This is a genomic window from Methylomonas koyamae, from assembly GCF_006483455.1.
GTDB classification, from domain to species: Bacteria; Pseudomonadota; Gammaproteobacteria; order Methylococcales; family Methylomonadaceae; genus Methylomonas; species Methylomonas koyamae_B.
The window spans coordinates 1-20,758 of the sequence record NZ_PPPU01000024.1; the positions used below are offsets into that span (position 1 = coordinate 1).

At 57.7% G+C, this 20,758-nt stretch carries 18 protein-coding genes; 11 read left to right on the plus strand and 7 right to left on the minus strand.

Annotated features, from left to right (window positions below; genetic code table 11):
- Both C2U68_RS13410 and C2U68_RS13415 read right to left on the minus strand, forming a co-directional pair.
- Positions 1-486 (minus strand): hypothetical protein (locus C2U68_RS13410; protein WP_222101908.1); only part of this gene is annotated, 486 nt, incomplete at its 3' end.
- 253 nt (positions 487-739) lie between these two features.
- The gene (locus tag C2U68_RS13415; protein WP_140912982.1) at positions 740-1,531 is read right to left on the minus strand and encodes a nuclease-related domain-containing protein; all 792 of its coding nucleotides are present in this window, start codon (positions 1,529-1,531) and stop codon (positions 740-742) included.
- A gap of 579 nt (positions 1,532-2,110) precedes the next feature.
- On the opposite strand from C2U68_RS13415, the gene C2U68_RS13420 reads away from it, so the two are divergent.
- The gene (locus C2U68_RS13420) at positions 2,111-2,800 is read left to right on the plus strand and encodes a hypothetical protein (RefSeq protein WP_140912983.1); all 690 of its coding nucleotides are present in this window, start codon (positions 2,111-2,113) and stop codon (positions 2,798-2,800) included.
- A 403-nt stretch (positions 2,801-3,203) separates the two neighbouring features.
- Here the strand turns inward: C2U68_RS13420 and C2U68_RS13425 are convergent, their stop codons facing one another.
- Together C2U68_RS13425 and C2U68_RS13430 are read right to left on the minus strand one after the other, a co-directional pair.
- Positions 3,204-4,649, minus strand: coding sequence for an alkaline phosphatase PhoX (locus tag C2U68_RS13425; protein ID WP_140912984.1), 1,446 nt, complete (start codon positions 4,647-4,649; stop codon positions 3,204-3,206).
- A gap of 317 nt (positions 4,650-4,966) precedes the next feature.
- Entirely contained in the window at positions 4,967-5,212 is a 246-nt protein-coding gene (locus C2U68_RS13430; RefSeq protein ID WP_260839354.1) for a KTSC domain-containing protein, read from the minus strand.
- Positions 5,213-5,334: 122 nt separating this feature from the next.
- Here C2U68_RS13430 and C2U68_RS13435 point away from each other — a divergent pair, with 122 nt between their 5' ends.
- Entirely contained in the window at positions 5,335-6,030 is a 696-nt protein-coding gene (locus C2U68_RS13435; protein ID WP_140912986.1) for an SDR family oxidoreductase, read from the plus strand.
- Positions 6,031-6,321: 291 nt separating this feature from the next.
- On the plus strand, positions 6,322-8,382 hold the full coding sequence (locus C2U68_RS13440) for a TonB-dependent receptor plug domain-containing protein (RefSeq protein WP_140912987.1): 2,061 nt from the start codon (positions 6,322-6,324) through the stop codon (positions 8,380-8,382).
- 44 nt (positions 8,383-8,426) lie between these two features.
- Here the strand turns inward: C2U68_RS13440 and C2U68_RS13445 are convergent, their stop codons facing one another.
- Entirely contained in the window at positions 8,427-9,326 is a 900-nt protein-coding gene (locus tag C2U68_RS13445) for a LysR family transcriptional regulator (RefSeq protein WP_140912988.1), read from the minus strand.
- Positions 9,327-9,428: 102 nt separating this feature from the next.
- On the opposite strand from C2U68_RS13445, the gene C2U68_RS13450 reads away from it, so the two are divergent.
- The 6 genes from C2U68_RS13450 (at position 9,429) to C2U68_RS13475 (ending at position 17,551) form a co-directional block, all read left to right on the plus strand.
- The gene (locus tag C2U68_RS13450; RefSeq protein WP_140912989.1) at positions 9,429-10,028 is read left to right on the plus strand and encodes an FMN-dependent NADH-azoreductase; all 600 of its coding nucleotides are present in this window, start codon (positions 9,429-9,431) and stop codon (positions 10,026-10,028) included.
- Between the two features lie 24 nt (positions 10,029-10,052).
- Entirely contained in the window at positions 10,053-10,922 is an 870-nt protein-coding gene (locus C2U68_RS13455; protein ID WP_140912990.1) for a pirin family protein, read from the plus strand.
- A gap of 417 nt (positions 10,923-11,339) precedes the next feature.
- On the plus strand, positions 11,340-13,322 hold the full coding sequence (locus tag C2U68_RS13460) for a TonB-dependent receptor plug domain-containing protein (protein WP_140912991.1): 1,983 nt from the start codon (positions 11,340-11,342) through the stop codon (positions 13,320-13,322).
- Entirely contained in the window at positions 13,312-14,325 is a 1,014-nt protein-coding gene (locus tag C2U68_RS13465) for an ABC transporter substrate-binding protein (protein WP_140912992.1), read from the plus strand. Before C2U68_RS13460 ends, C2U68_RS13465 begins: the two co-directional genes overlap by 11 nt.
- The gene (locus tag C2U68_RS13470) at positions 14,322-16,490 is read left to right on the plus strand and encodes a putative bifunctional diguanylate cyclase/phosphodiesterase (protein WP_140912993.1); all 2,169 of its coding nucleotides are present in this window, start codon (positions 14,322-14,324) and stop codon (positions 16,488-16,490) included. Before C2U68_RS13465 ends, C2U68_RS13470 begins: the two co-directional genes overlap by 4 nt.
- A 101-nt stretch (positions 16,491-16,591) precedes the next feature.
- Entirely contained in the window at positions 16,592-17,551 is a 960-nt protein-coding gene (locus tag C2U68_RS13475; RefSeq protein ID WP_222101909.1) for a glycoside hydrolase family 75 protein, read from the plus strand.
- 5 nt (positions 17,552-17,556) lie between these two features.
- Here the strand turns inward: C2U68_RS13475 and C2U68_RS13480 are convergent, their stop codons facing one another.
- Both C2U68_RS13480 and C2U68_RS13485 read right to left on the minus strand, forming a co-directional pair.
- Positions 17,557-18,168, minus strand: coding sequence for a pyridoxamine 5'-phosphate oxidase family protein (locus tag C2U68_RS13480; protein WP_140912994.1), 612 nt, complete (start codon positions 18,166-18,168; stop codon positions 17,557-17,559).
- 146 nt (positions 18,169-18,314) lie between these two features.
- Positions 18,315-18,932 carry a glutathione S-transferase family protein gene (locus C2U68_RS13485; protein WP_140912995.1) on the minus strand — a complete coding sequence of 206 codons (618 nt, stop codon included), beginning with the start codon at positions 18,930-18,932 and terminating at the stop codon, positions 18,315-18,317.
- 195 nt (positions 18,933-19,127) lie between these two features.
- Here C2U68_RS13485 and C2U68_RS13490 point away from each other — a divergent pair, with 195 nt between their 5' ends.
- Both C2U68_RS13490 and C2U68_RS13495 read left to right on the plus strand, forming a co-directional pair.
- The gene (locus C2U68_RS13490) at positions 19,128-20,027 is read left to right on the plus strand and encodes a LysR family transcriptional regulator (protein ID WP_140912996.1); all 900 of its coding nucleotides are present in this window, start codon (positions 19,128-19,130) and stop codon (positions 20,025-20,027) included.
- A 522-nt stretch (positions 20,028-20,549) separates the two neighbouring features.
- Positions 20,550-20,750, plus strand: a complete 201-nt coding sequence (locus C2U68_RS13495; RefSeq protein WP_140912997.1) for a type II toxin-antitoxin system VapC family toxin — start codon at positions 20,550-20,552, stop codon at positions 20,748-20,750.
- Positions 20,751-20,758 lie beyond the last annotated feature (8 nt).

A 20,758-nucleotide genomic window follows, 5' to 3' on the forward strand; every position in this document is an offset into this window, starting at 1 on the left:
CGAATGGAGCCACTTCTCATGTCCGAATTGCGAAGCTTCCAAGAATTGCCGACGAGGTGCATCGAGTTCAGGGTGATCCTTCATTTTCCTCAGGACTGCAACAGCGTTCTCTTTGACAAAATACTCACGGCACAGACATCGGTAAGCATATAGAGCAATCTGTTCCTTTGCCGGTCCGAGGCTAAAATTATCGATTCGTTCAAACAATTTGTTGTCGTGATGCTTGCAGAAACCCAAAAAAGTCGAGGCTCGATTTACGCCAACCTTCTTGAAATCCGGAACTCCACCAGTGCGCTGCAGGATTGCCTGGTCTGTACTCAGCCTATATACATGCCCATCCTCAGCGATGAGACTTAACTGTCCCTTTTTCTGAATTGAGTGTGCAGAGATGATTTCGTTGCAACGCTCGCCGTTCAAATAGTGAAGACAACGTCCGCGGTTGGTCTGTCGCTTGATTTCGCCGATATAGTCTTTGAGAAATTGCATTAGGTGCTCCCCTGAATTGGGCTTTGCCTCACACAAGCAACATTAGGAGAAAATTTGCGCCACTTCAATATCACTGACGACTCACCAAACATCGACCAAGGCCGTAAGGCGCAATATCCTGAGGGCATTGCGCCGTATTACACACAGCCTGATATGTTACGCACCGCGTACCTTTTCGCCCGATTGAGTTAGTTTCATCGTTGGAAAATGGTATGCGATGCATACCCTGCGCGGGCAATCGAAGCCGCGCGCGTTATAGCGGCTTCACTGTTCGGCACTTGGGATAGCCGCTACATCCCCAAAACTGATTTCCTGCATTGTCGCCTTGGCGCGCGGTTCTTAAGACCATCGGTTTGCCGCATTTGGGGCAGGCATTCTGGTTGATTTTCTGCTTTTGCTCCACGATCGTTTTGACATGTCTAACGTGCTCAACGTGGGTTTTGATGGACGGCCTTAAACGACCGGCTTGCAACTTGCGGCAAACCTCCAGCACTTCACCGTCGGCCATGATGCGTTGCCGTTTGCTCTTGATGAAGCGGATGTAACCCCCGGCATAGACCACGTTGTCAGGCATAGGCGTCTTAAATTCGCTATCGCCGACAAACACCACCAACGAGAATAATTTGCTCGGGTCGAGTTCCAACGCGGATTGCAGCGTCTGCGTGTGTTTATAGTTTTGATGCAGCGGATTCTGGAATTGGTTTTGATGTTTGTAGATTTTTTGGGTCCATAACTTTTGCTGTGGGCTACCGAATATCCAACCTTTCAAATTCTTGGTCTCGATGACGAACACGCCGTATGGCGACACAATCACATGATCCACCTGGGTAGTGCCGTCTTCGGTGGGTAACGTGACATTTTTGAACAAGCGGTAAACGTTCTTATCCAGAAATAGCGCTGCGGCTAAATTGACCAATGCTTCGCCGAAGATGCCTTTCATCAACGGCGACTTCAAAAAGCTGACGACGACCAGCAAAACCAACAGCCACCAATAGGCGCCGAAGGCTTGGCTAAAAGCTTGTATCACCATTTGATTCAAATTCATTAGAGGATTCCTGTCGGCGGTTTAAGCGTTGAGTTGGGCGCTAGCCTCGGCCAAGCAAAAATAGGTCAAGTTTTTAGTTTCGCCAGGGTTTCCTCGTTCCCATTCATGCCCTGCGGGTACGCTCCGGCCCTCATCGTCTACGCCAGTGCCGTCACGCCAGCAGGACGCGGGCATCCAGCGCCATGGACGGTAGCCCCAAGCTCTTCTTGTAGCCTGGATTTCCACGGCGGACCGTGGGAGTCGCAAAGGCGCATTTGCCAAAATCCCCTCCACCTTTCTATGCGACTAAACCGCCGGGCGACTGGGCTGGTTCGTTAAGTCCGGGTTAAGCGCGTTCACCGACATTGGCTACGCGAACGACTACACGCCTGCTTCAGACCGCCCTCATGCCTCGCGAAACGCCGGTTTTCGGCAAGTTGGCAGTCCGGTAGCGAAGGATTGTGGCCGTTACGCAGTGAGCCTGCTGACGGCAGCAGCAACGATTCCGCAATCCCAGTGCTTGCCGCATTGGCTTGGTGTACCGAGCCAATGGCGAGAACAACCTGACCTTTAACTAAACCGCGAAACGGAGATTTGATCATGCAGCCTAGAATCCTTCACTATGCCGCTCTGGTATGCAGTATCTGCTTGACGGCTTGCAGCGCTAAAGGCTATCGAGGCCCCGAGTTACCCGACAATCAAGTCGCCACGATCGAGCTCAAAGCGCCTGCGCTGTCCAAGGTACCTCTATTCTGGGTGTTTCCGTTGAACATGCTGCTCTGGTTTTCCGAACACTGGAACGAAACCTCTTGGGGGCCCAATATTTTTGTTGGCCGTATTGAATTGGATGATCCCGACACAGGAACTTGGGATGTAAATGCATCGAATAAAGTCAAGCTGGACCGATTCAGTAAAGTCTATGTATTACCCGGCCTTCGTAGCGTAAGAACGATGGAGAGCGCCATCGTTGAAAAAAAAGTAGCCGGCGATACCACTTCCCAAACCGGTTCCTGCGAATGTAAGGAACAGGAATTCAATAACCAAAAGCAAAAGGTCTGCGAAAAAAAGACAACCAGTTCCACGCCTTATGTCATTACCGCGCGAGACACAACCTGCACTTTGGTATTCCATGCTGTCGCCGGACAGACTTATCAGGCTTTCAACCGGAACGGACGGCTAAAGTTGCAACATCAGGATGGCAAAATCGATCATGACGTAGTGTGCGAAAGCCAGGACCGAATTAGTCGTGTAAACGAGCCCGGCATCAGCAGTAGCCCGTGTTCTCCTTGAAAAATCAAGTAGTCGGAAACGATAGGGTTCGCGTAATTGCAATCGGCCATTTTGGCAACGGTTCCGTTTTGCGGGTTCCCATGTTTTGGCGTAACAAGTCGTAGCCGTTTTCATTACGGGGTGGGTTCCCGCGGAGGACCGCTCGCCGTTATACACATCTTTGTTTGATAACCGTCATTCCGGCAGGGATTGCCGGAATCCAGGCTGCAAGGATCGCTTGAAGTTGCCGTCCATGGCACTGGATGCCCGCGTCCTGCGGGCATGACGGCACTTGCTGTATAGCGATGAGCGGAGAGCCGTGGGAACCGGAAGAAATGCCTGCCGGATATTAATCGCGGCAGGCACTCGGGATTCGCCTGCGGGAGTGGGAAACCGCCGGGCGGGGTATGCCTCCTGCCGCGAATTAAGCTTTACGGCGGCGCAAGCCGATCATGCCGGCGATTGCCGAACCGAACAACCATACCGCGCCCGGAACCGGCACCGCAGCCGGTGCCGCAGTTAGCATGATGGTCCGGTCGATACCGTCGGCCGGATGTTGCACGTTGATGTAGGCTTTGTTCGGGTTGAATTTATCGAAATACAAACCGGTGCTTTCGGCGCCGGCCGTAGTCAAGCTGATCCATTTACCGATCGACTCGGCGACACCGTCGCGGTTTTCGTCTTTAGCGAACCAAACGTCTTCGACACCGCCGTCTTGATCTTCGATGATGTAGATGTTGCCTTCGGCGTCGATCGCCAAGTTGTCGGCATTTTTAAATTCGCCGCCAGCCGCCAAGCCTGTCGCCATATCGATCGTGTTGCTGTCGGCAAACAGTTTGACTTCACTGGTACCCAAATCGATCGAATAGACACGGCTACGGCCATTAGCGGTGTTACCGTCGTTATCGGAGTCGGTGGTAGTGAAATACAAGAATTGGTTACCGTTGTCCAGATTCTGGATTTCCATGTCTTCCGGACGGTTGAAGCCGGTGCCTTTCACGGCGGCGTTATCTGCGCTGACTCGGCCATCGATTGTGCCATCGGCCAACTGGCTAGAAATCCCGGCCAATACGCCGCCGTTAACATCGGTGATCGCTTCCCAAGTCGAGGCGCCGGTGATCGCCGGCGCGTTGTTGCCTTCGAATTGGCCGCCGGCGCCAACTTTCAAAGCGAAGGTTTGACCAGCGGCAAAAAAGTCGTTGCCATTGGTGGCCAACGGATTGGCCGAAACATATTTGTAGACGGAACCACCGTTCAACTCATCAACGAAATACAGGTTGTTGCTCTTGTCGAACGCCAATCCCTCGTGAGAAACGCGGGGCAGAATCGAACGTTGGATGAAGGTACCGCCGTTCGCGGCAGCGGTGGTGGGATTGGTTACCTCGAACAAACGGCCTTTAGAGCTGCCAGCGCCCCAGGATTCTTCCGCAGTCAGATAACCGCCCCATGGTGTCCACAACGATGCATCGCCGGATACGAAACCTTGGGTGCCCGGAGCGACGATGGTAGTGGTCCGGGTGTTGTAGTTGTTGTCCCTCAAATCGATACGTTGCACACCGCCGGTGCCGGTTTCGAATGGCATGAACAAATAGCGGCCGGCGTTAGGGCCGGTTTCGTTGGCGGCGATCATGTCCCAACTGCCTGAGTTGGAACCTGGAACCAAGGTATTTTGGGTTTTACGGTCAGCGATGGTTTGTTGGCTAAAGTTAGGCGAAGACAATTTGTACGGGGTGGCGGAGCCAGGATTCAGCGGCGTGGTGTTGCCGGTCATCGGCGTGAAATTGTCGAACTCGGTGGCGGCCGCGTGAGCGGTAGGTGCGATCAGGGTCGCTACGGCGGCCGAGATCAGAGTCAGTCTAAAAGCGTTCATGATTGGTATATCCTTGGGGTTACTGAATTATGTTGTGTTTGGCTAAGAACTGCGTCGCAGAACTAGCAACACAAATGTTAACCAGCTCAAAAGAAAACCAAGTTTCAGTTCTGTTAAGGTTTGGTGACATGTAATACGCGGCTGAAGCACTGAGCGTTGCCAGATCGGCGGCACGGCGTCGGCCGAGCGTGTTTGGCTGGAATCTCAATCCGCTGCATCGAAAAATTGGCCGGGGCCGCGAACCGGCATAGCGGCGCCGAGTTCTGGAGGAAGCCCCAAAAGTTGCAGAGCTGTCGACGCCGCGTTTTACCTAGGATTCAGCAGGGAAACAGGTTTTGCAGGTGGCGTTTGTAAAACCGGTTTTTCGAACGCGCTTTCAGAAAGTCGCTGAACAGTTGTTCCGGAACGTGGCAGAATTCCTGGGCTGGACGGTCTTTGAAGGCAACCCGCATTTTGTGGGTATCTTTGTCGTAACCGACCACCTCTATCGTGCTGGATTTGACGGCTTGCATTTGCATAATGGCCTCCGCTGGATTCAGGGCTTCGATGTGGCGGTCAGGCATGCGGAAAAGCCAATAGTTCCGGGCATATTCCGATTTTGCCGCCAGGTATTTCAATTATTTGCGCCAGCGACGATCCGGCCGCTGGCGCCCTTTGTTTCAATCGACTTTTTGGAGCTTACACGATGCAAACTTTACTGATCACCGGCGCCAACCGCGGCTTGGGTCTGGAATTTTGCCGGCAATATGCGGCAGCCGGCTGCGAGGTGATTGCGGCTTGCCGCCGGCCGGAACAGGCGGCGCAACTGCGGGCCTTGGCCGGCCAATATTCGAATATCGAAATATCAGCGCTCGACGTTGCCGACCTGGCTCAAATCGAAGCCTTGGCCGCCAGCCTGGCCGGGCGCAAAATCGACGTGTTGATCAATAACGCGGGGGTCTACGGCGACCAATCCGGACGCGGTTTCGGCAAGCTGGATTACCAAACCTGGGCGTCGACCTTGGCGATCAACGTGATGGCGCCGGTGAAGCTGGCCGAGTGTTTTCTGCCGCATTTGCAGCGTAGCGAAAAACCGTTGATCGCCTCGTTGAGCAGTCTGATGGGCAGCATGGCCGATAACACCAGCGGCGGCAGCATTTTGTACCGTTCCAGCAAGGCCGGTTTGAATGCGGCGATGAAAAGCCTGGCGATCGATTTGCGTTCCAGCGGTGTCGGCGTGCTGATTTTGCATCCGGGCTGGGTCAGGACCGATATGGGCGGGCCGAACGGCTTGATCGATGTCGAGGAAAGCGTCAGCGGCATGCGCCGGCTGATTGCCGAATTCGAATTGGCCGATAGCGGTCGCTTCTTCAAATACGACGGTTCGCCGCTGCCTTGGTAGGCTCGCTGGTTATCCGATCCCCGCATCAAATCGTCGCTGGTGTTCGGTTTGGGCCGCGCGTGTCCCTGGCTCAAGCAATAACTGCAAACGATATCCGAGGTCGGGGTTGATTGCCGGCACGGCCGCCGGAAAATTCGCTACCGACGCATCGGATGTTGCAAAAGCGGCTATGCTTCAAGTTTGAAGGGCTTCCCATTTTTACGGCCGAAACTGAGGTTGTGTCGACCGGCGGCGGCGGAATTTGGAATAGCCGGAATTGGTTTGTTGACAGAGCGACTGCATTAATCTCAGATGATTCACAAAGCCTATTTGGCCGTTGTTTTTGCCGGTTTCAGCGTGTTGGTTCCAACCGGCGCCGACGCAGCGGACGTCGAACGGCAGCCCGTGACCGAGATGGATACGGCCGATCTGTTGAACATGCAGGTCATTTCCACCCGCAAGAAATCGCAGGTGACCTCGGTTTCGAAAAAGGCCGGTTATGTCTCGAACGCACCGTCGGCGGTGTATGTGATCAGTAACGAGGACATCAAACGCACCGGTGTTACCAGTGTGCCGGAAGCGCTGCGCCTGGCGCCCGGCGTCGACGTGGCACGGGTCAATTCCAGCAAGTGGGCCGTCAGCATCCGTGGCTTTAACGGCATCTTTGCCAACAAACTGCTGGTCATGATCGACGGTCGTAGCGTCTACAACCCCGGCTTTTCCGGTGTGTATTGGGATGCTCAGGACGTGATGCTGGAAGATGTCGAACGCATCGAAGTGATCCGCGGGCCGGCGGCGACGCTGTGGGGCGCGAATGCGGTCAACGGCGTGATCAATATCATTTCCAAGCGGGCCGAGGATACCGGCGGCGGTTTAATTACCGGTGGCGGCGGTACGCTGGAGACCGGTTTCGGCGCCTTGCGTTACGGCAAGCAATTGGGCGACGACAGCTTCGGCCGGGTTTACGTCAAAGGCTTCCAGCGCGACGGCCTGGAGCAGGTTGAGGGCTTTGCGCCCAGTGCCGACCGCTGGGATAAGCAGCAGGGCGGATTTAGAATCGATTCCCACCTGTCCGACCGCGACGAATGGACCTTGCAAGGCGACCTTTACCGCAGCGGCTTGAGCCAAAACGCACTATTGCCGGTGCTGAGTTCGCCGTTTCAGCAGGGACTGATCGAGAATTTTTCGACCTCGGGTGCGAATATTCTGTCGCGTTTGCGGCACACCTTTTCCACTACCGCCGAATACAGCCTGCAGTTCTATTACGACCATTCCGAACGCGGCAATCACACGTTTGCCAAACAGTCGCTGGACACACTGGATCTGGATTTTCAAAACAGTTTCGCGATAGGCGAACGGCAGCGTGCGATCTGGGGTGTCGGTTACCGGGCAAATCTGGACGAATTTTCGGATAGCCTGCTGATTCAGCCTACCCGTTTGAAACGCGACACCCATTTGTTCACCGCATTCGTGCAGGACGAGATCATGCTGGTGGACGACAAGCTGTGGTTTACGCTGGGTTCCAAGTTCGAACACAATCCGTATTCCGGATTCGAAGGCCAGCCGACGGCGCGGTTGATGTGGGCGCCGACTTTGGAGCAACGGCTCTGGGCTGCGTTTTCCCGCGCGGTGCGGACGCCGTCCCGCGCCGATCATGATATTCGTTTTCTCAACGGCGTGCTTCCCACGGAGGTTCCGGGATTGGGTACGTTGCCGACAGAAGTGGTGTTGAACGGCAACCGGAGTTTTCGGGCCGAAGACGTGCTGTCCTACGAATTGGGCTACCGCTTCGCCTGGGCCAGCCAGGCTTCGCTGGACCTGACCGCGTTTTACAACGACTACGATAACCTGACCGCTTACCAGGCGGGAACGCCGTCATTGTTGGCTACGCCGGTATTGCACCTCGTGCAACCGGTTAGCGTCAGCAATCTGGGCCAGGCCGATACCTACGGTTTCGAAGCGGCAGCCGTCTGGCAAATGGCGGACTGGTGGCGCTGGGATGCCAATTGCAGCCTGCTGAAAACCGAGTTCGGCAGTTTCGTCGGCTTGGCGCAACAGACTAGTCCGCAGCATAACCTGTCGCTGCGCGCCGCCATCAACCCAACCGATCGGATTTCGCTGGATTTCTGGTTGCGTTACACCGGGCCGCGTAGTGTGGTCGGCAACGGAGCCGGCAATCAGTTGCGGCAACTCAATGGCCGCGCCAGCTTCGATACCCGTCTGGCCTGGAAAGTCCTGCCCAGCCTGGAATTGTCCGTGGTCGGCCAAAACTTGCTGGACGATGGGCGGCTGGAATACATCGACGAGTCCGGCATCATCCAACCGGGCGGGGTTTCCCGCGGTGTGTACGGTAAGCTGGCGCTCGAGTTTTAGCCGGTTGCGTCGCACTCAAGGCAGGAGGCGCCGTCGGTGCGGTTCTATCCCGGCGGTTGCTGGCTTGCGATCAAAAAATCGATAAACGCACGGGTTTTGCCGGGCATCAGCTTTCGGCCGGGAAACACCAGCCAGGCCGTGGTTTGCGGCAAGCACCACCCCGGCAGCACCCGCTGTAATTCCCCACTTTTTAAATAGGCTGCCGCGTAGGACACCGGAGCGGCAACGATGCCGCGGCCGCGGCAGGCCAGCTTGACCAGCAACTCCGGCGAATTCGCCAAAATCCGGGCCGGCGGCAAACCCTGCCAGCTTAGATTGCCGCAATCGAGCTGCCACAGCGGTTGCTCGCGGTAGCGGCCGGGCAAACTCAAGGCATGGTAGCGGCTCAAGTCTTCCGGCTGCTGCGGTTGCCCGTACTGTTCCAAATACTCCGGCGACGCATACAAGCCCCAATCTTGTTGGCTCAAACGTTTGGCGGTCAGGGTGGCGTCGTCCGGCAACTCGCCCATCCGAATCGCCAGGTCGAAATTTTCGCCGACCAGATCGACGCGACGGGCGGATAAATCGATTTCCAAGGCAATTGCCGGGTAGCGCTCGCTGAAGTCGGCCAACACCGGCACCAGGAATAAGGTGGCAAAGTCGTTCGGCAGCGAAATGCGTAAGCGGCCGCTCGGTTCGGTTTGCCGGTGTTCCGCCCAGGCCAGCGCGGCGTCGATTTCCTCGCCGATCTGGCGGCCGTGCTGCAGCAGGCGCAAACCGAACTCGGTCAGATGTAACTGGCGGGTGGTACGCTGCAACAGCCGCTCACCCAGTTGTTTTTCCAGATGGCTGATACGCCGCGACAGGGTCGATTTCGGCAAGCCCAGCAATTCGCCGGCCTTGGAAAAACTGCCGGCATCGGCAATTTTGGCGAACAGCCACAGATCGTTGGCTTCGATGTTCATTAATTGTTCCTCCTGTGGAACAATGTTATCCATTTTTCGGTCTTCTGCCCATTATCGCCGCAGCGTATAGTCATCCCGACTTCAACATTTTGGGAGACCGACATGAACATCCTGCAAATCAATTCCAGCATTCAAGCCGAAAATGCCTATTCCAGCCGGTTGGCCGACAGTTTGTCCGCCGAACTGCGCCGGCAATTTCCGCAGGCGCAATTGGTGGTACGCGATTTGGCAAAAACGCCGCATCCCTGGCTGGACCAGGCCGCGTTGATTGCATTCAACACCCCGGCCGAGCAGCGTACCTCCGAGCAGGCGCAGCGGGTGGCCTTGGACGATACCTTGATCGAAGAGATTCAAAGAGCCGATCGGATCGTGATTGCCGCACCGATGTACAACTTCGGCATACCGGTGCAATTGAAAGCCTGGATCGATGCGATCGCCAAGGCCAGAGTCACGTTTCGCTACACCGAACAAGGCGTGGAGGGTTTGTTAAAGGGTAAAAAGGTGTACGTGATCCAAACCGCCGGCGGTATCCATCGCGGTACTGCAGCCGACAGCCAAAGCGCATACTTGCGCACGGTATTGGGATTTTTGGGCATGATCGACGTCGAGTTCGTTTACGCCGAAGGCTTGGCGCTGGGCCAGGATGCGGAACAAAGTGCGATTAGGTCCGCTGAAGATCGAATCGTGGCTTTGGCCGCTTAAATTTCCAGCGAGAGGGGACTAGTCATGACTACACAAATCGAACAAAGCCAAACCGTGTTGCAGTCGCGGCATATCGAACGACTGGTGGAGGGCAGGGCGACCTCCGACGGCGCCGGCGTCAAATTGACCCGGCTGTTGGGTCAGGACCTGCAGCGACGCTTGGACCCGTTTTTGATGCTGGACGCGTTTGCCAGCGAGTCGGCCGACGATTACATTGCCGGTTTCCCGGACCATCCGCACCGCGGCTTCGAGACCTTGACCTACCTGGTGGCCGGGCGGATGCGCCATAGAGATAACGCCGGCCACGAAGGCTTGCTGGAAACCGGCGGCATGCAATGGATGACGGCCGGCCGCGGCATCGTCCACTCGGAAATGCCGGAACAGAAAGATGGATTGTTGGCCGGGTTTCAATTGTGGATCAATCTGCCGGCCGCCGCCAAGATGATTCCGGCCGGCTACCGGGACGTGCAAAGCCCGGAGATTCCGCAATTCACCGTGGCTGGCGTGCAGGTACGGGTGCTGGCCGGCGCCAGCCACGGCGTCATCGGCGCAATTCAACGGCCGACCACCGAACCTTTGGTGCTGGATCTGGCCCTGCCGGCCGGAACCCGATTCGAGCAGCCGTTGCCGGCCGGACATAACGCGTTTTTCTACGTTTATGCCGGCGAAATCGAGGTGGCCGGACGGAATGCCGGTTTACGGCGGATGGCGGTGTTAAGCAACTCCGGTGAGGCCGACGGCGTGGTACTCCGCGCGCTGCAGGACAGCCGGGTCTTGCTGGTCGCCGGTGCGCCGCTGGGCGAACCCATCGTTCAGCACGGGCCGTTTGTGATGAACAGCCGGGAGCAGATCGAACAAGCGGTATCCGACTATCAAAACGGCCGGTTTGCCTAGCGCGATACCGATCGGGGGATGGAATCGAGTCTGCCTGTATTTCCGTGGGCAGGCGGTTGGTCAACGCCCGTCCGGGGTGAGAACCGAGAAACGGGCGGCGCCACGCATTTCCGGTCGTGCCGGTTGAGCGGAATCGGTCCAACGCCGGTGGCCGGAAACCGTTCCGGGTTTCGGCTTCCCCTGCTTTTCGCCAGAAGGAGGTTATTAATACTTCGTGGTACCGCATCAATCGGTGTACAGTACCCGCCATGACTGGCCTTTTGACTTAATCGTCGTGCGGCATCGAGGAACGATGCCGGGAGGGGGGAACTATGGCAAAACGCAGAAACGATCCATCCATTTGGCATTCGTGTTCGATTGGCTAAGCTTATGCAGCTCTAATGCTTTGCGCTTAACTTAAATCGAATCCGAATCGCCATGCCTTGTTTGACCGGAAATTGCCGTGTTGCGTTACTCGTTTGCCTGTCGCTGAGCGCCCCTGCGCTCAGCGCCGAGGCCTCCGCCGCAGCGGAAACCGAAGACGAACAGGCGGTATTGTTCGGCGAGTTACCCTCGGTATTCAGTGCTTCGCGCCACGAGCAGCCGATTACCAAAGCTCCCGCCGCAGTCGATGTCATCACTTCCGAACAGATCAAACATTACGGCTGGCGTACCGTTGCGGCCATGTTGGGCAGTCTGCCCGGCTTTTTAAGCACCTACGATCGCGCTTACCAACGCGTCGGCGTGCGCGGCTTTGCGCCGCCGGGAGATTACAACACCCGCATTCTGGTGTTGATCGACGGCCACAGGGTCAACGAGAGCTTGCAGGACTATGCCGGCTTGGGCCGGGATTTTTTGGTAGACGTCGAAAACATCGAGCGGGTTGAAGTGGTGCGCGGACCGGCGTCGTCTCTGTACGGCAGCAGCGCGGTATTTGCGGTGGTCAACGTCATCACCCAGCGCGGCCGCGATCTGCAAGGCGTGCGGCTGGGCGGCGAAGTCGCCAGCTACGACAGCGAACAAGGCCAGGTCAGCTATGGGCAGAAGTTCGCCAACGGTATGGAAGGCCTGCTGTCGGCCAGTTATTACCATAGCGACGGCCACCATTCTTTGGACTACGGTAATTTGGGTTCTGCCAATGGGTTGGACCAAGAGCAAGTCGAACGCTTGTTCGGCAAGTTGGCTTGGGGCGACTTTACCTTGAGCGGCGGTTACATGCAGCGTAAAAAATACCTGCCGGCCGGCAGCGCCGGCGCCGATTTCGGCGTGCCGGATAGCCATTACGACGACCGCCGGGCCTATGCCGATTTGAATTACCGGCATACCTTCAGCGGCGATTGGGAGGTTACCGGCCGCTTGTTTTGGGACGGCTACGAATTCGAGGACGACTTGAACAGTCGCCCGGCCCCGCAACCACTGCTCACCAACCAGGATTCCTGGCAGGGTAATTGGTTGGGTGGCGAAGCGTTGTTGAGTCACACCTTTTTCGACAAACACCGCGTGACCTTGGGGAGCGAATACCGCCGCAATTACGTCCAGCACATGGCCAATTACGACGTGCAGAGCGGTTTTCAATGGGCGGACAATCGTTTGAACAGCAGCATTGCCGGCGTCTACCTGCAAGACGAGTGGGAGATCCTAGACAATTTGAGTTTGCACGCCGGTGCCCGTTACGACCATTACGACAACTTCGGCGGTACCGCCAACCCGCGTTTGGGCCTGATTTACCAGCCTTTCTCTGATACCACGCTCAAGCTGCTTTACGGCACTGCATTCCGTGCGCCGAACGCCTTCGAAACCTACTACACCTGTTGTTCCGGCAGTTGGATCGGCAATCCGGATTTGAAGCCGGAGCGGATAGAATCCTACGAAATTGTCCTGGAACAACGCATCAACGAGTATTTCAACCTTCGCTTCAGTCCTTACTACAACAAGCTGAGCAATCTGATCAATCAGGTCGATGCCGGCGGCGTCAGGCAATTCCGAAACCAGGGCAATGCCGAGGCGCACGGCCTGGAAACCCAGTTGCAGGGTCGTTACCGCAGCTTCGAAGGCCGCCTGAGTTATACCTACCAACAGACCCGGATTGCCGGGCTGGAACAGGCGCCCAATTCGCCGACGCACATGGTCAAGCTCAATGTCAGCGCGCCGTTGTGGCAGGATAAATTGTTTGCCAGCTGGGAGTTGCAATACGTCAGCCAGCGGGCCAATCCGGGCTATGTCCAGACCGGCGATTACACCGTTAGCAACTTGGTGCTGTTTTCGCGCAAGTGGCTGCCGGGGGTTGAATTGACCGGCGGCGTTTACAACCTGTTCGACGAAAATTACACCGATCCGCGGATTCCGCCCAATGCCAATCTACCCGATCAGATTCCTCAGGATGGACGCAATCTGCGTCTGAGGTTGGCCCTTGAATTTTAAATCCGCCGTAGCGGTACGGCCCCGGCTCGCTATCGGCGGATGGCAGTGGCTGCTGTTGCTGTGGTTGCGGGCCAAGCCACAATTGAGCCGCAGTTGCGCCCGCATCTGTTTGGGCGTCGCTGCCTTATGTCCCTTTGGTAAAACGCTCGCGACCGACATCCTGATATTGCAAAGCCACGATTCCGCACCGTATCGACAGGCTGTGCAGGGCTTCAGCGATGCGTTGGCGCAACACGGGGTGCACGCCCACATCGAAACCCGAACCGTCGGCGACGAACCGGCTCCGGTGGTAGCCGAACGTCTGCGCGCGGAAACTCCGCACTTACTGTTGGCTCTGGGTACCCCGGCCACGCGCGCTACCTTGGCCTCCGGCCAATCGGTGCCGATTGTGGCCGGCTTGTTACTGGATAGCGAAGAACTTCTCGGCCAACCGCGTTTGACCGGCGTCGGCCTGGAGTTTTCACCGGCGTTGCACTGGCGATGGTTGCGCCGGCTGTTGCCCGACGTTCGCCACATCGCGGTGATTTTCGATCCGCGGCGGGGGGAGCCGACATTTCATGATCTGCAGCAATTGGCCAAGGCCGACGGCGTGGAGTTGGTGCCGGCCCCGGTGGCAGCGCCGGAAGAACTGCCCCAGTTACTGAAACAATTGCCGGCCCAGCTCGACGCGTTGTGGGCGGTTGACGGTGTGGCGGCTTTCAACGCGGTGGCGGTGCGCGAATTGCTGTTGTACTCGTTCCGCAACCGCACGCCGTTGATCGGTTTGTCGGAACAATGGGTCAGGGCCGGGGCGATATACGCCTTGGATTGGGATTACGCCGATCTCGGCGCTCAGGCGGCCGATCTGGCCTGGCGCATCCTCGCCAACGGCGCGGCACCGTCCAGTCTGCCGCCGCAGTCGCCGCGCAAAGTCAGGGTCATATACAACGGTCGTACCCTGGAGCACATGAAATTGAGCTTTCCGGAGCGGTGGCTGGGAGAAATCAGTGAGGTGTCGCCATGAGCCGGAGCTCGATCAAGATGGCGACCCGCTTCAATCTGCTGAACGTTGCGTTGGTGTTGGTGACTGCGCTCAGCGTCGGCTTTATTGCCACCTACACTCAATTGACCCGCCAGTTCGAAGCCCGCCAGCAGCATAGTCTGGCTTTGGCGATGATGCTGGCCGAGACCAGCGAATACGCGGTGTTCACCGGTCAGGGCAAATTGCTGGAACGGCAACTGGAACGGCTGCGGAAGGTGCCGGGCTTGGCGTATGCGGTGATTGTCGACGCTCAGGGCCGCGAATTGGCGCGGATGTCGGTCGACGCCCAATACGATTCCCGGCCGCTGCCGCAGTCGGGTAAAGGTCCGGAGAGTTTCTGGGATTGGTGGCAGGCTTCGCACCGCCACGGTTTGCTGGAGATTGTGCGGCCGATCACCAGCGGCGGCTTTCAGAACGAAGACGCGCTGTTTCTGCAAGCGCCCAGCAACAGTGCGGTGATCGGCGAAGTGCGGCTGGTAATGAATCTGGACGATTTCGTCGCCGTGGTGCGCCATGCCGTGCGTTGGGGCTTGCTGGTGGTCGCGGTGATTTTACTGATCGGCTTGGCGGTGTCGTTAACCATGACCGCCCGGATTGCGTCGCCGTTGAAGCGATTGGCCGATGCCGCCCATCAATTGACAGACGGCCGCATGCAGCCGGTGGAACTGGACAGCGGCGGCCCGGAAGTGCGCGAGTTGGGGCGGGCCTTCAATCTAATGGTGTCGTGGTTGGCCGATTACCGCACCGAAGTGCAAAGTTATCAGAGCATGCTGGAACGCCAGGCTTTTTACGATGAGCTGACCGGGCTGGCTAACCGGAATTTGTTGAAGGACCACTTGCAACTGGCGTTAAGTCAGAGCCACCGTCGGCGCAGCTCAATGGCCTTGCTGTTTCTGGATCTGGATCGCTTCAAATACGTCAACGATACGCTGGGCCACTCCTTCGGCGACCAATTGTTGCAGGAAGTGTCGGATAGGCTGCGGCATGCGGTCAGAGCCGGCGATACGGTCGGGCGCATGGGCGGCGACGAATTTGTGGTCATTCTCGACGGTTTGAGCCGCGAATTGGCCGATGCCCGCCGCGATGCCGCGCGCCTGGCCGAGCAGATCGGCCACACGTTGCACAAGCCGTTTACGATTCGCGGCCACGACATCAGTACCAGCTTCAGTATCGGCATCGCCTTATGCCCGCACGACGGCGACGACAGCGAAGCCTTGATTCGCTATGCCGACTGTGCCATGTACGACGCCAAAACCCAGGGCCGCAATACCTACCGCTTTTACGAGCCGGCCTTGCAACAACGCGGTGCGCGGCGCTTGAATCTGGAAAGCGGCCTAAAACGCGCCCGCGAGCTGGGCGAACTGATGCTGTATTTTCAACCCAAATACGATAGTGCCCGCGGCCGCCTGATCGGCGCCGAAGCCTTGCTGCGTTGGCAGTACAAACACGAGATGATCTCGCCGACCGAGTTTATTCCGCTGGCGGAAGAAACCGGTCTGATTCTGCCTATCGGCGAATGGGTACTCGAGACCGCTTTGAATACGCTGGCGGAGTGGCGGCGGCTGAACTTGGTCGACGCCGAATTCCATATCGGCGTCAACGTGTCTCCCGCCCAATTCTGGCATTCGCAGTTTGCCCCACGCACCTTGGCAATCTTGCAGCGCTGCCTGCCCGAAGGCCAGGGCGTGTTGGAATTGGAATTGACCGAAAGCTGCCTGCTCAGGCCTTCCGAGGAAAGCCAGCGGACCTTTAATGCTCTGCGTCAGGCCGGGGTGCGGTTTGCCGTCGACGACTTCGGCACCGGCTATTCCAATCTCGGCTATTTGAAACAGTTCCCGCTCGACGTGTTGAAGATCGACCAATCCTTCGTCCGCGACTGTATCGAAGATATCAGCGATGCCACCATTATCCGCGCCATCATCGCCATGGCCCGCGGTTTGGGGCTGGCCGTGATTGCCGAAGGTGTCGAGACCGCCGAGCATGCCGAGTTTCTGAAAAGCGAGGGTTGCGAATTGCTGCAAGGTTACCTGCTGGCCAAGCCGATGCCGGCCGACCAATTCGCCGAATTTTGCCGGCAATTGGCTTTTCATCCCTACTTGGGTAACGCTGCGGCAAGCCATTCCGCCGACGCCAAATTGCTGCGTTAGCCGGCTCGATGTGACAACGCTGTCGGCTTGCAAATAATTCGAGCGCGCTCCGCAAGCATATTAGATACTGAACAACATTGACCCTAGTGCCGGAGGCCACCATGTCCGATTGCCGCTTAGCCAAATCTGCCCGCCGTACCGTGATCGCTTGCGGGTGGTTACTGGTATCCGTTGCGGCCGGCCATGCCGCCGACTGCGGCATGGCGCAAGCCTTCAAACAGCCGGACGGCAATGCCAAAACCGGTTTCACCCGGGTCTGGTCGGATCGCGAGGCCAAGGCGCTGTTTTTCATCGAAGGGTTGAACGTCAATACCGACGGCACTCGTCGCTCGTACAGCGTCGACGATTTTTGGGGTGAGGAAACAGCCTTGAACAACCTGTGCAACGCCATGAGCGACGCCTGCGCCGGACTGAGTAAGGACGGGCTGCGCAGCCGGCGGTTGCTCACCCAAAAAGCCTTTGCAAACGGATGGCCGGCCGAGCTATTGGCTCAAACCAAAATCGCGCCGGCGATCATTCCGTTCAAGGGCGGGAAACCCTGTCCGCCGGTGGACGGGTTTTTGGTGTCCGCCACCGCCTTGCACAAACCCAATGTGGCCGACGTCTGCGACATCGGCAACTATGCCGATGCCTTGGTCACGCCAGCGCTGGTGCTGCCGAAAAATCCCGCTAAGAACACCTTATCGGAATTTGCCAAACGCCATGCCAAGGTCGGCGATTTGGCCGTGGCGCTGGTGCCGGGCAGTTCCGCACCGGTATTTGCCGTGGTCGGCGATACCGGGCCGGCGAAGGAATTGGGCGAAGGCTCGGTTGCCTTGAACGGCAAATTGCTCGGCAAAAACGCGGCGCCGGCCAACTATCAAGAGGTGCGCGGCAAGGGCGCATTCAAAGGCAAGGCCTGGACGGTACCGCAAGCGATGGTGCTGATCTTCCCGGCCAGCGGCGACAGCGTCGAGCCCTACCTGACGCCGGAGCGCATCGACGCGGCGGCGCAAAAACTGTTCGAAGATTGGGGCGGCGTGGCACGGCTCAATGCCTGCGCCGCCGATTACGGCAGGTAGCGGCGTTAGACAGCTTGCAGAGCGTCGCGCAGCCGACGGTTTTCCGCTTGCAAGCGTTCGATTTCCGCTTGTAGGCTGGCCAGGCGCGGTTGAATCTGCGCTTCGGTAAAGCGCGGCGTGATGTGTTTCGGACAATTCCAGTCGTAAGCCTTTACGTCGATCACGATAGCCCGCTCGACGCCAGCTTCGGCGGGCAGCGCCGCCGGCCAGTCCGTCGCGTCGAGTTCGACGATGCGGGCCACGCCCCAAATTTTCAGCCGGCGCCGCGCGGCGTAGTCCATCAGGATCAAAGCTACCCGGCCGTCTGCGTCCAGATTGCCGACGCTGATGTATTGGCGGTTGCCGCGCTGGTCGGCGTAAGCCAGCGTGCGCGAGTCCAACACTTTCAAGAAGCCGGCGCTGCCCCCGCGAAACTGCACGTAGGGCCAGCCGGTTTCGCCTACGCTGGCTTGGTAAAAGCCGTCGCGCTCGGCGACGAAGGCTTGCTCGGTCTCGCCCAGCTCGGCGCGGGGATCGGCGGCGGTTTCGAAACCGAGATTGCCCTCCCGGCTGCCGTAGCGGCGCTGTGCGGCGCGCACCGAATCGGTAAAACAAAGGTCGGCAAAGGCTCTGGACATGGCGGTTTACCTCGATTACGGAATGGTGAAAATTGTTCTGTACCCGTCATTCCCGCGAAAGCGGGAATCCAAGGTCACGGACGGCAGGTCTCGAGCCGTCCGCGGCGCTGGTTTTCGGCCTACTCAGTTGGCATGACTAAACCCCATCAAGCCGCCGCGCTCGGCCGTTGCCCGACCCGCTCCCGCCAACCGAGCAGATGTTTGCAGGTATCCGGAACGCCAATTTGCATAAAGTCGATCAACTTCAGCCCGGCAAACAGCGTGATGTCCGGCATCGTCAAATGCTCGCCCAACAGGTAGTGTTGGCCGCGCAGTACGCCGTCGAAATAATGCATGCCCTTGATCGCCACCTGGCGTTGGTACTCGCCCCATTCCTTGATCTGAATCGGCTCCAATTTGCCCAGACCGGCGGTGGCGTGGTGAAAGTAATCGCTGATCGCATCCAGCACCAAGGCCTCGGCGCGGCGTTGCAACATGTGGATTTGTGCACGCTGTTTGGGGGTTTCGCCGGTCAAAACCGGCGTGCCGGCGCTATGGTCCAGATACTCGGTAATCGCGGTACACTCGGCAATCGCGGTGTCGTCGTCCAGCACCAGCACCGGTACTTTGCCGACCGGATTGAGTTGTAAAAACTCCGGTAGCTTGTGTTCGCCGTTCGGCACATTCACCTGCACAAACTCGATGCGGTCAGTCAAACCTTTTTCGGCGGCGGCCATCCGAGCGCGCAGCGGATTCGGGAAAGCGCGGAATTCGTAAATTTTCATAAAAACCTCGGTAATGTTCGGATTGATGGATCGGTATTGCGGCCGGCTTTTGCCAACCGTGAGAACAGTGTATTGATTGCTCCTGATAAACAGAATATGGATAAATTACAATTGACTATTCCGAGGTTCGGAATAAAACTGGCGCGTGGCGACCGTTAAAGCGGCGATAGCTCAACGCACTCCAGGAGGCAAAATATGGACAAACTGCAAGCAATGACGGTGTTCGTCACGGTCGCCGAAGCGCAAAGCTTCGCCGGCGCCGCGCGGCGGCTGGCGATGTCGCCGCCGGCGGTGACGCGGGCAATTACCGCATTGGAAGAACGTTTGCAGGTCAAACTGTTGCAACGCACCACCCGGCTGGTGCGGGTTACCGACGCCGGCCAGCGCTATCTGGAAGATGCCAAGCGGATACTGGCCGACGTGGACGCAGCCGACGAAGCCGCCGCCGGCATCAACGCCGAGCCGGCCGGCCAGTTGGCCGTCACCGCGCCGGCGCAGTTCGGCAAGCTGTACGTGATCCCCGGTATCGTTGACTACCTGCAACGTTATCCAGCCATGCGGGTGACGGCCTTGTTCGTCGACCGGGTGGTAAATCTATTGGAAGAAGGCATGGACGTGGGCATCCGCATCGGCGAATTGCCGGACTCCAGCCTGCGAGCGGTGCGGGTCGGCCAAGTACGGCCGGTCGTGTGCGCGGCGCCGGATTATTTGCAGCGCCACGGCGCGCCGAACGACCCCAGCGAACTGGTCAAGCACACCCTGATCGCCGCCGGCGGCCTCAGCGCCGGCCCTGACTGGCGCTTCGGCAGCGGCGCGGACGCGCAAAGCGTGCGCGTCCAGCCGCGATTGGCAACTTCCACGATAGACGCCGCGATCGAAGCCGCCGTGCAAGGCCTGGGCCTGACCCGCCTGCTGTCCTACCAAATCGCTCCCTACCTGGCCGGCGGCCAGCTGCAAACCGTGCTAAACAGCCACGAACCCCCGCCGGTGCCGATCCACGTCCTGCACCGCGAAGGCCGCTATGCCTCGGCCAAGGTCCGAAGCTTTGTCGATTTGATTGCCGAGCGTTTGAAAAGGGAGGCGAGGTGGCTGTGAGGTGATTAAGCGCGGCGTTGGCCACGCCGCTGTCTGTAAGACCGCCGGTCGCGGCATCCCCGGCAAGGGTTCGGCGTGATTTGTTCAACGGCGTTTTTCAAGATAGCTGTTCGGCTGCTTCAAGATGACTTTTAGCGATGCTTTCGTAACTTGAAAGGACAAGAAAAGGCACATAAGCTGTCATTTAAAAAAACAGCTGCGATTTACCCCTCAAGGGATACAAGCTTGCGCAGCTCCGATTGCATAGCAAATCTGAGCGGGGGCGAACATGTTAACGGCGATAAAAGGTTATTACGACCACGGACGAATTGTTTTACAGGAAGAAGCCCCCGTGCAATCTAAAGCCGAAGTCACAATGACTTTTTTAACGGAGTCTCCGGACGATGCCTCTTGCCCGGCGCCGCGGATTCGCGGCGGCTAGAAAGGCCAGGTCACCATTCCCGACGATTTCAACGCGCCGGTGGATGATTTACTCGATTACATGTAATGAAACCCAAATCTTATTTGGCCGATACCCACTGATTGCTGTGGTTTCTGGATGACCACCCCAATTTGCCGCGCGGTGTACTAGCGGAAATGCAGGAGCCGGACAACGATGTTGGTTTCAGTCAAATCAGTTTGTTCGAGATTGCGATTAAACAAAAAATCGGCAATTTGCCCGACTTTACCGCCGAGTTAGACGCGATTTATCTGCAATCGTTACGCGCTGGTTTGAGGGTGTAAGAATTTTT